A 13,667-nucleotide genomic window follows, 5' to 3' on the forward strand; every position below is an offset into this window, starting at 1 on the left:
TCTTTCAGACCTGACGGCCGCCGGGAAACTGTTCCCGGCGGCTTTCTTGTTCTTGTACACGGTTCAAGCGGGCGTACTCCGTGGGCGCCCATCCGGTCACGGAGCGGAAATCCCGGATGAAGTGCGCTTGGTCGCTATAGCCCAGCGTGAACGCCAGTTCCGCGTAGTCGGGCTGTTCCGCGGCAGCGATCCGTGCCGCCGCTTCGTTCAATCGGTATACCTGAATCGCCCATTTGGGGGCGGTGCCGACGTGTTCGGTGAACAGGCGTTGCAGGCTTCGCCGAGACAGACCCGTTCGGCTTGACAGCTCGCCGACCCTGGTTATGGCCGGTTCGGCCGCGATTGTTTCCACCGCTCCGATGGCCGTCCGGGCCGCGGCGGTGAGCACGGGGTGTTTCCCGAGGAGCAGTTCCTCGCACCGGCGGATCATTTCGAAGTCGTCCGTCGCATTCCGTACCGATTCCGTCACCGGTCCGGCGCCGGGGAAGAGATCGGTGAGCGGAACAGAACCGCCGGAGATCATCGAGACCGGACCGGTGAGGAATGTCCGGAAAGCCCCGGGCCGGAATCGCACGCCGATACCGTGGTCCGTGCCCTCGACTACGTAGTGAAAAGGTCGTTTCCCCGGTCCGAACGCGCCCGCCGCGTCGCGGAAGAACGTCACGTTGACCGCGAGATTGGGCAGGACCACCTGGTCGTGGGGCGGACGGCCGCCCAGGTCCCAGCGCAGCACCCAGTGGTGGTCGACGAACGGTCGCAGTCCGGGTCCGGGCGGATGGCGGACGAGGCTGAACCGCGCGCTCGCCTCCCGCGCGTTGACGATCCCCGCCGGGATCCGATGCCCGCTCACCCGCTCAATCTAGCTCGGAACCTGTCGCGTTTTTTCAAGACAGCGCGGCCGTTTCCGTGAACTCATGCCCCTATGCCCGAACACGCTGCCCTGATCGCCCCCGCCGCCGCGGAATTCGCCGGAATCCTGCGCGGGATCGGCGAGACCGAACTGGCCGCCCGCACGCCGTGCGCCGAGTACGACGTCCGCGCGCTGCTGAACCACCTTCTCTACTGGGGGCCCTGGCTCGAAGCCGCCGGACGCAAGGTTCCGCCGCCCGAGGTGGCCACGGGTGAGGCGGAGGCGGGCCTCGTCGGCGCTGATTGGCTCGACGCCGCCGGGAAGCAGACCGCGCGGCTCGTGGAGGTCTTCGGGGTGCCCGAGGCGTGGCAGGGGATGACGGCGCTCGGCACGGCGGAGATGCCGGCCTCGATCGTCGGTGACATGGTGCTCGGCGAGTTCGTCTTCCACGGCTGGGATCTCGCCCGCGCGACAGGCCGCACTGTCGACGTCGCGCCCGAAGCGGCCGAAGCCGTTTACGCCTCCGCTGCCGCGATGGGCGAGCAGGCACGTTCCATGAAGGTATACGGCGAAGAAGTGACGGTTGCGGAAGGCGCAACGGCGTTCGAACGCGCTTTGGGCGCTTCCGGGCGGAATCCTGCCTGGATGTCTTAACGAATGCGCGGACAGCCGCCGCATTCCGATTCCGCGGGCAGTAGATAGGAGTAACAACAGCTTTCGCGGTTTCGCGTCCACTCCCGGCGGCCTTCGGCCCCCGGGGCCAGCGTCAGCTTCGACGCCGACGTCAGCGGCGGGAACCGCGATTCGAGGACCAGCGCGGCGTCCGCGACCCCGGCTCCCTCGGCCTCCGGGGAGCCGCCCAGCCGTCCCGCCGACCACAGCGCGTTGTCGAGCGCGTCCGTGGCCGCCGCCCACAGTTGCCGCCGCCCGAGCCTCGTCATCGGCCCGTAGACGTCGATGAACCGGCTCGCGTGCGCGACGAACCTGCCGCGCAGCACGGTCGCCAGCGCTCGCTCGTCCGGGACGACGACGGCCCCCGGCCGCGCCGAGCCAGGATCGGTCGGCAGGCAGTGGAACCCGCCGCCGAGGACGGCGATCGAGTCGGGGTGCGGCCTGCCGCCGCCGATCCGGAACGCCAGCGCGGACGGGGCCAGCGCCGGGACCCGGCGTTCGTGGTGCAGCAGCATCGCGCCGGCGAACGCCGGGACGTGCAGGTACCAGGACAGGATCCAGCTCGCCGGGATCCGCTCGGGGATCTCGGACGCTTCCGGGTACTCCTCGGCCAGCCAGCCGCCGAGCCGGTCCCTCCAGCGCGCGAGACGGGCCGGTTCGTCCAGCAGTTCGTCGCAGCGGACCCAGCCCGGCTCGTCCGACGGCACGTCTCCGCGGATCCGGGTGTCCCCGGGCAGCCTCGTGAAGGAGGCCCGGAGCCCGCCTTCGGACGACGTGAGCACACGGGGATGCGACACACCGGCCTCCCGTCATTAGGTACGCCTAACCTTACATACGGTCCGTGACTACTCCGGACGGGTGTCCATCCACTGGGCGGACTCCGTTCGCCGAGCGTGTTCGCGCTCAGCGGACAACGCGCATCCGGCGGAATCCGGGCGCGTGTTCGCACGTTGGGCTTGACGTAAAGGTGCAGGGCAACCGGAAGATGAAACAGCGCACGGCCGGAGAACGGCACGGGCGCGAACGGGCCGCAATCAGCCGTAGTGGTACGCCAGCGCGACCGCGTGGCTACTAGAGTGGTCTCACGGTGCTGAATCCATCGCGGTGAAAGCACGATGGAAACGGGCCGCCGTCGCAGCAGTCGAGGGAGTGCACATGTTTGAGAGGTTCACCGACCGCGCGAGGCGGGTGGTCGTCCTGGCCCAAGAAGAGGCCCGGATGCTCAACCACAACTACATCGGCACCGAGCACATCCTCCTGGGTCTGATCCACGAGGGTGAAGGTGTCGCCGCCAAGGCGCTGGAATCGCTGGGCATCGCGTTGGAGGGCGTCCGCCAGCAGGTCGAGGAGATCATCGGCCAGGGGCAGCAGGCCCCGAGCGGGCACATCCCCTTCACCCCGCGGGCCAAGAAGGTGCTTGAGCTGTCGCTGCGCGAAGCGCTGCAGCTCGGCCACAACTACATCGGCACCGAGCACATCCTGCTCGGGCTGATCCGCGAAGGAGAAGGCGTCGCCGCGCAGGTGCTCGTCAAGCTCGGCGCGGACCTCAACCGGGTGCGTCAGCAGGTTCTGCAGCTGCTGTCGGGCTACCAGGGTGGCAAGGAGTCGACCGAGACCGGCTCCGGACGCGGTGAAGGCACCCCGTCGTCGTCGCTGGTGCTCGACCAGTTCGGCCGCAACCTGACCGTCCAGGCCCGCGAAGGCAAGCTCGACCCGGTCATCGGCCGTGGCAAAGAGATCGAGCGGGTCATGCAGGTGCTGTCGCGGCGCACCAAGAACAACCCGGTCCTGATCGGTGAGCCCGGCGTCGGCAAGACCGCCGTCGTCGAAGGGCTCGCGCAGAACATCGTCAAGGGCGAGGTGCCCGAGACGCTGAAGGACAAGCAGCTCTACACCCTCGACCTCGGCTCCCTGGTCGCCGGTTCCCGGTACCGCGGTGACTTCGAAGAGCGCCTCAAGAAGGTGCTCAAGGAGATCAAGACCCGCGGCGACATCATCCTGTTCATCGACGAGCTGCACACGCTCGTCGGCGCGGGTGCCGCCGAGGGCGCGATCGACGCCGCGTCGATCCTGAAGCCGATGCTGGCCCGCGGTGAGCTGCAGACGATCGGTGCGACCACCCTCGAGGAGTACCGCAAGTACATCGAGAAGGACGCCGCGCTGGAGCGCCGCTTCCAGCCGATCCAGGTCGGCGAGCCGTCGCTCGAGCACACGATCGAGATCCTCAAGGGCCTTCGCGACCGGTACGAGGCGCACCACCGCGTCTCGATCACCGACGGCGCGCTGGTGCAGGCGGCCACCCTGGCGGACCGCTACATCAACGACCGGTTCCTCCCGGACAAGGCGATCGACCTGATCGACGAGGCCGGCGCCCGGATGCGCATCCGCCGCATGACCGCGCCGCCGGACCTGCGCGAGTTCGACGAGAAGATCGCCGACGTGCGCAGGGACAAGGAGTCCGCGATAGACGCGCAGGACTTCGAGCGCGCCGCCCGCCTCCGCGACGAGGAGAAGACCCTCCTCGGTCAGAAGGGCGAGCGGGAGAAGCAGTGGAAGGACGGCGACCTCGACGTCGTCGCCGAGGTCGACGAGGAGCAGATCGCCGAGGTCCTCGCCAACTGGACCGGCATCCCGGTGTTCAAGCTCACCGAGGAGGAGACCACGCGTCTGCTCCGTATGGAGGACGAGCTGCACAAGCGGATCATCGGCCAGGAGGACGCGGTCAAGGCCGTCTCCCAGGCGATCCGCCGTACCCGCGCCGGCCTGAAGGACCCGAAGCGCCCCTCCGGTTCGTTCATCTTCGCCGGTCCGTCCGGTGTCGGTAAGACCGAGCTGTCCAAGGCGCTGGCGGCGTTCCTGTTCGGCGAGGACGACGCGCTCATCCAGATCGACATGGGCGAGTTCCACGACCGCTACACCGCTTCGCGGCTCTTCGGTGCCCCTCCGGGCTACGTCGGCTACGAAGAGGGCGGCCAGCTGACCGAGAAGGTGCGGCGCAAGCCGTTCTCGGTGGTGCTGTTCGACGAGATCGAGAAGGCCCACCAGGAGATCTACAACACGCTCCTGCAGGTCCTCGAAGACGGCCGTCTCACCGACGGCCAGGGTCGTACGGTCGACTTCAAGAACACCGTGCTCATCTTCACCTCGAACCTGGGTACCTCGGACATCTCCAAGTCCGTCTCGCTCGGGTTCTCGTCCGGGGGCGACACCGCCAACCGGTACGAGAAGATGAAGCAAAAGGTCAACGAGGAAATGAAGAAGCATTTCCGGCCCGAATTCCTGAACCGGATCGACGACATCATCGTCTTCCACCAGCTGACCAAGGATCAGATCATCCAGATGGTCGATCTGATGATCGCCCGGGTCGAGAAGCAGCTCAAGGCCAAGGACATGGACCTCGAGCTCACACCGAAGGCCAAGGCGCTGCTCGCCAAGCGCGGCTTCGACCCGGTGCTGGGCGCGCGGCCGCTGCGTCGCACGATCCAGCGCGAGATCGAGGACCAGCTGTCGGAGAAGATCCTGTTCGGCGAGGTCCAGGCCGGGCAGATCATCCTGGTCGACGTCGAAGGCTGGAACGACGAAGAGGGCGAGAAGGACGACAAGGCGCACTTCGTCTTCCGCGGCGAAACGCGACCCTCGTCGGTCCCGGACGCCCCGCCGGTCAGCATCGGTGCCGGCACCAGCGAAGAGAGCGGTGAAGCCGAGGCGGAGTAAGCCTCGGTAAGTAGTCCGGAAGTGCCCGTCGCGGTTTTGCCGCGGCGGGCACTTTCGCGTTCCAGGGCCGTGTCCTCCGTCTGATCACGCGTGTTCCGCCTTCAATCACGCGAGTCGCGCCTCTGGTCACGCGAGTTCGCTTTCTCCGCACAGAAGCCAGGCGTGCGTGAATGGGCGACACGCGTGATCGGGCGCGGGACACGCGTGATTGGAGGCGGAACACTCACTGAAGTCCCAAGGCGGAAGCGCACCTTCGTGGGAACCCTGGCCTTCGAGCCCAGATCGATATAAGGTCTACATTATGGTCGGCTGATGACTTGGGAGATCGAGCTTCACGATGAAGTGGATCGCTGGTTCGGGTCGCTGTGCCGGGAAGATCCGGAGACGGCGGACCGGGTCGAGGAGGCGATCGACATGCTCGCTCGTGAAGGACCGCAGCTCGGGCGGCCACTGGTCGATCGGATCAGTGGCTCGCGCAGGCACAACTTGAAAGAGTTGCGCCCGGCGTCGGCGGGGCGCTCAGAGATCAGGATCTTGTTCGTCTTCGATCCGGTCCGGAAGGCCGTGTTGCTCGTGGCCGGTGACAAGGCCGGAAACTGGAAACGGTGGTACGACATCAACATCCCGATCGCCGAGGAGCGATATCGGCGGCATCTGGACGCGTTGGAGGAGCTGAATTGAGCCGGTCATGGAAAGAGGTCAAGGCCGAAAAGCTCGCAGTGGATCGCGAGGCGGGCCGCGACGTCGAAGCCGCGCGTGCCGAGGCACGGGAAGCCACGCAGGCCTACATTCTCGGCTTTCGGCTGGCGAAACTTCGCGAGGACGTCGGGCTGAGCCAGACCGAGGTCGCCAAGCGGATGGGAGTGAGCCAGCCGCGAATCAGCCAGCTCGAGCAGGGCGATCCGAGCCAGATGGAATTGGACACCCTTCGCAGGTACATCGTCGCCTTGGGCGGCCGGATGCGAGTGGTCGCCGATTTCGACGATCACGACGTGACCATTTCCACCGCCGTCTGACCGCCCCCGGTCGCCTGATGATCGCGTGAGACGATGCCATCGGGTCCGGGAGGGGGACAGGTGGACGTTCTGGCGATCGATTTCGGTACCTCCAGCACGGTGGGGGTGCTCTCGATCCACGGAAGAGGGACGCAGGTCGTCGAGATCGACGGATCGGTGACGATGTCGTCCGCGATCTACGTCGACAAGGACGGCACCGTCTTCGTCGGCCGCGACGCCGAACGCCGGGCCCGGCTGGATCCGAGCCGGTTCGAGGCGAATCCGAAGCGGCGCATCGACGAGGGCGCTCTCCAGCTCGGTGACGTCACGCTCCCCATCGCCGACGCCTTCGCCGCGGTCCTGCGCCGGGTCGGCGAGGAGGCCGAGCTGCTCCTCCAGCGGCCGCCCGCCCAGGTGCGCATTTCCCATCCCGCGGGCTGGGGCCCGGATCGCAAACAGATCGTCCACGACGCCGCGCTCAAGGCCGGTTTCGGCACGACAGTGCTGATTCCCGAGCCTGTCGCCGCCGCCGCGCACTACGCCGCCCTGAACCACGGCCAGCGGCCGCCCGGCCCGATCGCGGTGTACGACCTCGGGGCGGGCACCTTCGACTGCGCTGTCGTCGGTGTCAGTGCCCACGGGTTCGCCGTGCTCGCCGAGGACGGGCTGCCCGATCTCGGCAGTCTCGACATCGACCAGGCGATGCTGGTGCACATCGGCCGCGAGGTGTCGCATTCCGAACCGGCGCGGTGGCAACGGATCCTGCGCCCGCAGTCGGTCAGCGACCGCCGGACGCGCCGGTCGTTGCTCCAGGATGTCCGTGACGCCAAGGAAAGCCTGTCGCGGCACCAGCAGACCGAGATCCCGATGCCGGAGCCGTTCGGCGACGTGCGGGTGACGCGGATGGAACTCGAGGCGCTCGTCCGGCCGAGTTTCCTGCGCAGCGCCGAACTTCTGGCCGCCACGATCCACCGCGCCGGGCTGTCCCCGGACAGGCTCGGCGGCGTCTACCTCGTCGGCGGGCCGAGCCGGATGCCGTTGCTGGCGAGCCTGCTGGCGAACCAGCTCAGGGTCGCGCCGACGACGCAGGACCAGCCGGAGACGGCGGTCGCGTTCGGGCTGCACCACGTGCCCGCGGGCGGCGAGGACTCGCAGCTGACCGTGCCCGCCTTCGCTCCTGTGGCGCCGCCGGTGCGCCAGCGGCCCGTTCAACAGCAGCCTCCACCGCCGCAGCAGCCGCCCCGGCGACCGCAACCACCGCGCTGGACGCCGCCTCCGCCACCACCGGGCCGGAACTGGCAGAGGCCCACGACGTACGGCGTCATCGTGCTCGCGCTCGCGGCGGTCGTGACGACGATCGTCCTGCTCAACGGCGGCGAGAAGGAGCCTGTCGCCGGGCAGGCCCCGGCGAAGCAGGTGAGCTGCGATCAGCCCGGTCAGAAGGACGCGCAGGGGTTCACGGACTGCCTCCGCCGGATCGCCGCCGTCATCCCGCAGCGGGACGACTGCCGGGACGCGCCGGACGCGGCCGCCACGGTGGGCGCGGCGTCCGCGGTCACCTGTGTGTTCACCGGCGACAAGGCGTCGAACGCGATCAACTACTACCAAGGTGTCGCGATGCCCGGCCTGGAGGACGGCGTCCGGCAGCAGATGACCAAGGGCGGGCCCGTGGAGGGCACCTGGGCGGCCGACGGGCTGCGAGGGCGCTACTTGGCGGGCGTAGGCAAACGAAGCGGCATCGTGCTCTTCGGGACCGAAGACGCGCCTTTGACCGCGATGCTCGTCTCGACCCGCAACGACGGCACCGCGAGGACGACCGCGGAGATGGTCGAGTTCTTCACCGCGCAGCTCAAGCCCTGACCGGATGTCATGAAAGGGTCGTTCAAGAAGAAAGATGTCTTGAACGACCCTTTCATGACACTTCCCGGAGGCCGAACCGCGGTCAGTGCAGCGTGCCCGCCGGCGTCGAGAGGTCCTCGGTGACCGAGAGCGCGGTGTCCACGATGATCCCCAGCGCCTCCGCCGCGCGGTGCACGGCCAGGCTCGGCGACGTCGTCCTCGCGGCCTGCTCCGGCGTGTAAGGAACGTGCACGAAACCGCCGCGCACGCCGGGAAAGTCGTTGTCCAGCAAGTGCATCAGCCCGTAGAAGACCTGGTTGCACACGTACGTTCCGGCGGTGTGCGAGACCGACGCCGGAAGTCCCGCACCCTTGATCCCCGCGACACAAGCCTTCACCGGCAGGGTCGTGAAGTAGGCGTTGGGCCCGCCGGGGATCACCGGGACGTCGACGGGCTGCGAACCCGCGTTGTCCGGGATGCGCGCGTCGATCAGGTTGATCGCGACCCGCTCCGGGGTGACGTCGGGGCGGCCGCCCGCCTGCCCGACGCAGATCACCAGTTCCGGCCGGTACTCGTCGATCGCGTCGCGCAGGGCGACCAGCGAACGCGAGAACACGCACGGCAGTTCGACGGCCACGGCGTCGCGCCGCCGGCCGGTGAGCAGGGAAACCGCCTGCCACGACGGGTTCACCCGCTCACCGCCGAACGGTTCGAAACCGGTGAGGAGCACAGACGTCATGCCTCTCACCCTAACGTGTGACAGACGTCAGGCGGCCGGCTTGAGGTCCCCCGGGTAGAGGAACTCGGGTACCGGTTTCGTGTTGCCGTAGAACCACGCGTCGAAGAAGCCCTGCAGGCTCTTGTGCGCGATGCGCTCGGCGAACCGCTGGAACTCCGGCAGGCTCGCGTTGCCGTCGCGGTGCAGAGCGGGCCACATCTTCAGGATGCGGTCGAACGGCGCCGCGCCGATGTAGTTCTTCAGCGCGTGCAGCGCCACCGGGCCCTTCGAGTACACGTAGGTGAACTCGTTGCCGGGGCCCATGTCGTACAGCTTCCCGGCCCAGAACCGGTCCGTCGCCTTCTGCACGGCGGTCAGGTAGCGCGCCTTCAGGTCCTGGCCCGACTTCGCCTCGGACCACATCCACTCCGCGTACGAGGCGAAGCATTCGTTGAGGCAGACGTCCTTCCACTTGTCGACGGCGACCGAGTCACCCCACCACTGGTGGGCGTTCTCGTGCACGATCGTCGGGACGTTGCCCGCCGCGCCCGAGTAGATCGGCCTGCTCAGCGTCTCCAGCGAGAACCCGATCGGCTCGGCGAGGAAGATGCCGCCCGCCGCGTCCACCGGGTACCGCCCGAACTTCGACGCCAGGAAGTCGATGATCTCCGGCAGCCGCGCCTCGGCCTGCTTGGTCGCCGCGGGGGTGCCGGGGGCGTAGGCGTTGACGACCGGGGTGCCGTCGGACAACTTCGTCCGCTCGAACTCCCACTTGTCGATCGCGACCGTGGTCATGTACGGCACGGCGGGGGTCTCTTCGGCCCAGGAGTACGTGGTGTTCTTGCCGTCCTTGACCTGCCCGCGCTCGACGCCGTTCGAGATCACGCTCCATTCCGAGGGAACGGTGATCGCGAGGTGGAAGGTCGCCTTGTCGCGCGGGGTGTCGTTGACCGGGTACCAGGTCGTCGCGGACTTCGGCTCGCCCGCGACGAAAGCACCGCCGGATTTCGCGAACTGCCAGCCGTTCTCGCCCAGCAGCGGATCTTCGATCGGCTGCGGGACACCGTGGTAGGCGACCTCGGCGGTGAACCGCTCGTGGTTCCGCAGCGAACGGGCCGGGGTGACGACCAGTTCGTGGTCACCGGACCGGGTGAAGGTCGCTTTCCGACCGTTGACCTTGATCGAGTCGACGGTGAGTCCGTGCAGGTCGAGGTTGAACGAGCTCAGCGACTGCGTCGTCCGGCCGGTGATCGTCTGCAGGCCGGTGAGCTGCTTGGTGGCGGGCTCGTAGCCGACTTTCAGGTTGTAGTCGGCGACGTCGTAGCCGCCGTTGCCGTCCTGCGGGTAGTAGCTGTCGCCCGCGCCGTCGGCGCCGGGTTTGCCGGTGTCGGCGAGGGCGGTCCCGCCACCGAGGACACTCGCGGCCAGAACGGCGGCGATGACTGCCGCACTCCGGTACCTCATTCACGCTCCCAGTCGATCGGCTGTCGTAAGGCCCCGAACGTAACGCCGTGACCTCGGTCGAGCGCCCGGAAAGCTCCTTCGTGCCCGGATAATCCCCACTTCCGTCGCCTGGACGAGGTACCGAACCCGACAGCGAGCTTCGGGAGATACAGCCTGGACGGGGTATCGGGTGGCGTGTTCTGGAAAGCTGGGGTCGTGCGTGTGACGCTGCTGGGCCCGGTCGGAGCGGAGGCCGGTGACGGTGCCCCGGTCGACATCGGCGGTGCCCGCCTCCGCATGCTCTTGGCCAGGCTCGCGCTGGAGCCCGGTCGGGCGGTCCCGGCGACGGCCCTCATCGACGGTCTTTGGGGCGCGGAGCCGCCCGCCGACGCGGCGAACGCGCTGCAGTCCCTGGTCTCGCGGCTGCGCAAGGTCCTGCGGACCGGCGACGTCGCCCTCGGCTCGGGTCCGGGCGGCTACCGGCTGGACATCGCCCGCGAAGACGTCGACGTGTGCCGCTTCGAGCGCCTGGCCGCGGAGGGCCGCGCGGCGCTGGCGGCGGGCAGGGACGCCGGTGCGGCCACGATCCTCGCCGAGGCGCTCGACCTCTGGCGTGGTCAAGCGCTGTCCGACGTCCTCGAAGCCCCGTTCGCGCAGGCACCGGCGACCCGGCTGGAGGATCTGCGTCTCGAAGCCGCCGAAGACCGCTTCGAGGCGGAGATCCGGCTCGGCGGGCAAGACCGGGTCCTGGCCGATCTCAAGGAGGCGGCCGCGCGGCATCCGCTGCGCGAACGGCTCGCCGGGCTGTGGATCCGGGCGCTGTGCGCGGCGGACAGGCAGTCCGACGCCCTTGCCGTCTACGAGGAGGTCCGGGCGGCGCTGGCCGATCAGCTGGGCGTCGACCCCTCGGCCGAGCTCCAGGAGATCCACGTCGCCGCGCTGCGCGGTGAACTCGGCCCGCCTCCCGCGGCCGCCGACCATCTCCCGGTCCGGCTGACCAGCTTCGTCGGCCGTGACGACGAGCTGAAGCTGGTCGCCGAACTCCTCGCCGGCGCGCGGCTGGTGACGCTCGTCGGACCCGGCGGCGCCGGGAAGACGCGGCTGGCCACCGAGGTCGCGACGCGGCATCCCGCGCACACGCGCGGTCGCGTCTGGTTCGTGCCGCTCGCCGGTGTCCGCGATCCTGGCGACCTGCCCGGCGCTGTCTTCGCCGCGCTGGAGCTGTGGGACCTCGGCCTCGCGCACAGCGGCGACCCGCTGCGGCGGCCGGTGGACGCGATGGGCCGGGTGGCGGAGACGCTCGGCGCCGGCGAGTCGGTGCTGGTGCTGGACAACTGCGAGCATCTGGTCGACGCGGCCGCGGAACTGGCGAACACCCTGCTGCGCCGCGTGCCGACCCTGCGGATCCTCGCGACGAGCCGCGAGGCGCTGGCCATCGACGGCGAGACGCTGTGCCCGCTCGGCCCGTTGTCCGTGCCGGAAGGGACGCTGACCGTGCCGCAGGCCGCCGAGGCGGGCGCGATCCGGCTGTTCGTCGACAGGGCGGTGGCCGTGCGCCCGGATTTCGTCCTCGACGAGTCCACTGTGGACGAAGTCGCGCAGATCTGCCGACGGCTGGACGGGATGCCGCTGGCACTGGAACTGGCCGCCGCGCGGCTGCGGTCGATGACCGTCGCGCAGATCTCACGGCGCCTCGACGACAGGTTCCGCCTGCTGACCTCGGGCAGCCGGACGGCCCTGCCGAGGCAGCGCACGCTGCGCGCCGTCGTCGAGTGGAGCTGGGACCTGCTCGACGACGCCGAACGCGTCCTCGCGAGGCGGCTTTCGGTCTTCGGGGCCGGTGCCGAGGTCGAAGCGGTCGAAAGCGTCTGCGCCGGGGACGGCCTGCCCGCCGAAGACGCCATGTACGTGCTCGGCTCGCTCGTCGAGAAGTCCATTGTGGACGCGACGGCCGGTGACCAGGGCGAACCCCGTTACCGCATGCTGGAGACCATCCGGGCGTACGCGGCGGAACGTCTCGACGAGGCCGGAGAGCGACAACAGCTGACGAAGGCGTATCACCGCTACTACGCCGAACTCGCGGACCGGCTGGAGCCGTTGCTGCGGACCAGGGACCAGCTCGTCGCCATTTCACGGTACGACGCCGAACACGGCAATATCGTGACGGCGCTCCGCCAGGCCATCGACGCCGACGACGTCGACATGGCGACGCGACTTTTCGGCAACACCTTCTGGTACTGGCTGATCAAGGGCGACAGCAACCGGGTCGAGTCCTTCGTCGCCGAGGTACTCACTTTCGGTGATCGCCTGGAGGAGGATTTCGCGGCCGCGTTCCGGGCGATGCGCGAGATCACCGCGATGATCCCCGGGGTCGGCGATCCGGAAGCAGTGCGGGCGCTCATCGACGAATGCGTGCGGACGAACGCGCACACCCGGTTCGCCGGTCTGGCCATCGGCCTGCCCATGCTGGCGTTCTTCTCCCAGGACAAGGAACTCGCGCACCGCGAGGTGGACAGGGCGCTGGCCAACCCGGATCCGTGGGCCCGGTCGGCGGGGTCGTGGGCGCAGAGCTTCATCCTCACCGACGATGGTGACACCGAAGGCGCCGAACGGGCCAGGGACAGGGCCTACGAAGGATTCCTGGCCGTGGGCGACCGCTGGGGGACCGCGATGGCGATCGGCATGAAGGCGAGCGACATCTCGATGTCGGGCGACCACGAGACCGCGCTCGCGCTGTACCGGCGGGGCCTCGTCCTCGCCCTCGAACTGGGGTCGCAGGACGACGTGATCCAGCAGCGCTGGCGGCTCGCGACGGAGTACGCGCGGGCAGGCGACCTCGAAACGGGCATGCGCGAGATGCGCGACGCGGAGCGCTACGCGGCCGACACGGGCAACGGTCAGCTCGCGGTGATGGTGCTGGTGGGCAAGGCCGATCTGCTCAGCCGCGCCGGCCGGATCGAGGAGGCGCGCGAGGTCGCCGCCCGGTTCCGCGAGCTGATGGCCGACGCGCCGATGCCGGGCATGTTCGGCGAAGAGTTCGGCGGGCTCATCGAAATGGAAGTGGCGCTGGCGGCCGGGGATCTGGCCGAGGCCGAACGTGGCGCCGCGGTCGTCGTCAGGTCCACCGCGGAGCGCGGCGACATGCCCGATCTCGGGCGGGTCGTCGAGGCCCTCGGCCTGATCCGGTTCCGCCAGGGGAGGCACGAGGACGCCGTCCGGATGCTCGGCGCGGCGAGGTCCCTCCGAGGCAGGCTGGACCTCGGCGAACCCGGCATCCGGCAGCTGATCGACGACCTCCGCGAGCACTTCGGCGAGGAGCGCTACGAAGCGATACTCGTCCAGGACGCCGCGCTTTCCCGCGCTGACCTGGTGTCCTTGATCTGCCAGGAAGTGACGACGTGAAGAAGAGCTCCTCGCCTCGACAGAGGCAAGGAGC

At 68.9% G+C, this 13,667-nt stretch carries 10 protein-coding genes; 6 read left to right on the forward strand and 4 right to left on the reverse strand.

Annotated elements, in window-relative coordinates; all coding sequences use genetic code 11:
- Positions 1–4: 4 nt before the first annotated feature.
- The gene (locus ACFOSH_RS14575; RefSeq protein ID WP_378239382.1) at positions 5–850 is read right to left on the reverse strand and encodes a helix-turn-helix domain-containing protein; all 846 of its coding nucleotides are present in this window, start codon (positions 848–850) and stop codon (positions 5–7) included.
- A 72-nt stretch (positions 851–922) separates the two neighbouring features.
- Between ACFOSH_RS14575 and ACFOSH_RS14580 the strand changes: the two genes are divergently transcribed.
- Entirely contained in the window at positions 923–1,504 is a 582-nt protein-coding gene (locus ACFOSH_RS14580) for a TIGR03086 family metal-binding protein (protein ID WP_378239383.1), read from the forward strand.
- On the opposite strand, the gene ACFOSH_RS14585 is transcribed toward ACFOSH_RS14580, so the two are convergent.
- Positions 1,501–2,319 (reverse strand): (2Fe-2S)-binding protein, encoded by an 819-nt coding sequence (locus ACFOSH_RS14585; RefSeq protein ID WP_378239384.1) that lies wholly within the window; start codon positions 2,317–2,319, stop codon positions 1,501–1,503. The genes ACFOSH_RS14580 and ACFOSH_RS14585 overlap by 4 nt on opposite strands.
- 358 nt (positions 2,320–2,677) lie before the next feature.
- Here ACFOSH_RS14585 and ACFOSH_RS14590 point away from each other — a divergent pair, with 358 nt between their 5' ends.
- From ACFOSH_RS14590 to ACFOSH_RS14605, 4 genes are all read left to right on the forward strand, one after another.
- Positions 2,678–5,236 (forward strand): ATP-dependent Clp protease ATP-binding subunit, encoded by a 2,559-nt coding sequence (locus tag ACFOSH_RS14590; RefSeq protein ID WP_378239385.1) that lies wholly within the window; start codon positions 2,678–2,680, stop codon positions 5,234–5,236.
- Between the two features lie 312 nt (positions 5,237–5,548).
- Positions 5,549–5,917, forward strand: coding sequence for a type II toxin-antitoxin system RelE/ParE family toxin (locus ACFOSH_RS14595; protein WP_378239386.1), 369 nt, complete (start codon positions 5,549–5,551; stop codon positions 5,915–5,917).
- Positions 5,914–6,252: a helix-turn-helix domain-containing protein gene (locus ACFOSH_RS14600; protein ID WP_378239388.1), complete on the forward strand. Its 339-nt coding sequence runs from the start codon at positions 5,914–5,916 to the stop codon at positions 6,250–6,252. Before ACFOSH_RS14595 ends, ACFOSH_RS14600 begins: the two co-directional genes overlap by 4 nt.
- A 60-nt stretch (positions 6,253–6,312) precedes the next feature.
- Positions 6,313–8,091, forward strand: a complete 1,779-nt coding sequence (locus tag ACFOSH_RS14605; protein ID WP_378239389.1) for an Hsp70 family protein — start codon at positions 6,313–6,315, stop codon at positions 8,089–8,091.
- An 82-nt stretch (positions 8,092–8,173) separates the two neighbouring features.
- Here ACFOSH_RS14605 and pcp read toward each other — a convergent pair whose 3' ends face one another.
- Both pcp and ACFOSH_RS14615 read right to left on the reverse strand, forming a co-directional pair.
- Positions 8,174–8,809 (reverse strand): pyroglutamyl-peptidase I, encoded by a 636-nt coding sequence (pcp, locus tag ACFOSH_RS14610; RefSeq protein WP_378239390.1) that lies wholly within the window; start codon positions 8,807–8,809, stop codon positions 8,174–8,176.
- Positions 8,810–8,836: 27 nt separating this feature from the next.
- Positions 8,837–10,252: a M1 family metallopeptidase gene (locus ACFOSH_RS14615; RefSeq protein WP_378239391.1), complete on the reverse strand. Its 1,416-nt coding sequence runs from the start codon at positions 10,250–10,252 to the stop codon at positions 8,837–8,839.
- 195 nt (positions 10,253–10,447) lie between these two features.
- Between ACFOSH_RS14615 and ACFOSH_RS14620 the strand changes: the two genes are divergently transcribed.
- Positions 10,448–13,633, forward strand: coding sequence for a BTAD domain-containing putative transcriptional regulator (locus ACFOSH_RS14620; protein ID WP_378239392.1), 3,186 nt, complete (start codon positions 10,448–10,450; stop codon positions 13,631–13,633).
- Positions 13,634–13,667: the final 34 nt, after the last annotated feature.

The sequence above is a fragment of the Amycolatopsis speibonae genome (assembly GCF_042647925.1).
Classification (GTDB): domain Bacteria; phylum Actinomycetota; class Actinomycetes; order Mycobacteriales; family Pseudonocardiaceae; genus Amycolatopsis; species Amycolatopsis speibonae.

Coding starts and splice junctions, on each gene's coding strand:
- ACFOSH_RS14580 (WP_378239383.1), top strand. CDS start 923: ATGCCCGAACACGCTGCCCTGATCGCCCCCGCCGCCGCGGAATTCGCC.
- ACFOSH_RS14590 (WP_378239385.1), top strand. CDS start 2,678: ATGTTTGAGAGGTTCACCGACCGCGCGAGGCGGGTGGTCGTCCTGGCC.
- ACFOSH_RS14595 (WP_378239386.1), top strand. CDS start 5,549: ATGACTTGGGAGATCGAGCTTCACGATGAAGTGGATCGCTGGTTCGGG.
- pcp (WP_378239390.1), bottom strand. CDS start 8,809: ATGACGTCTGTGCTCCTCACCGGTTTCGAACCGTTCGGCGGTGAGCGG.
- ACFOSH_RS14615 (WP_378239391.1), bottom strand. CDS start 10,252: ATGAGGTACCGGAGTGCGGCAGTCATCGCCGCCGTTCTGGCCGCGAGT.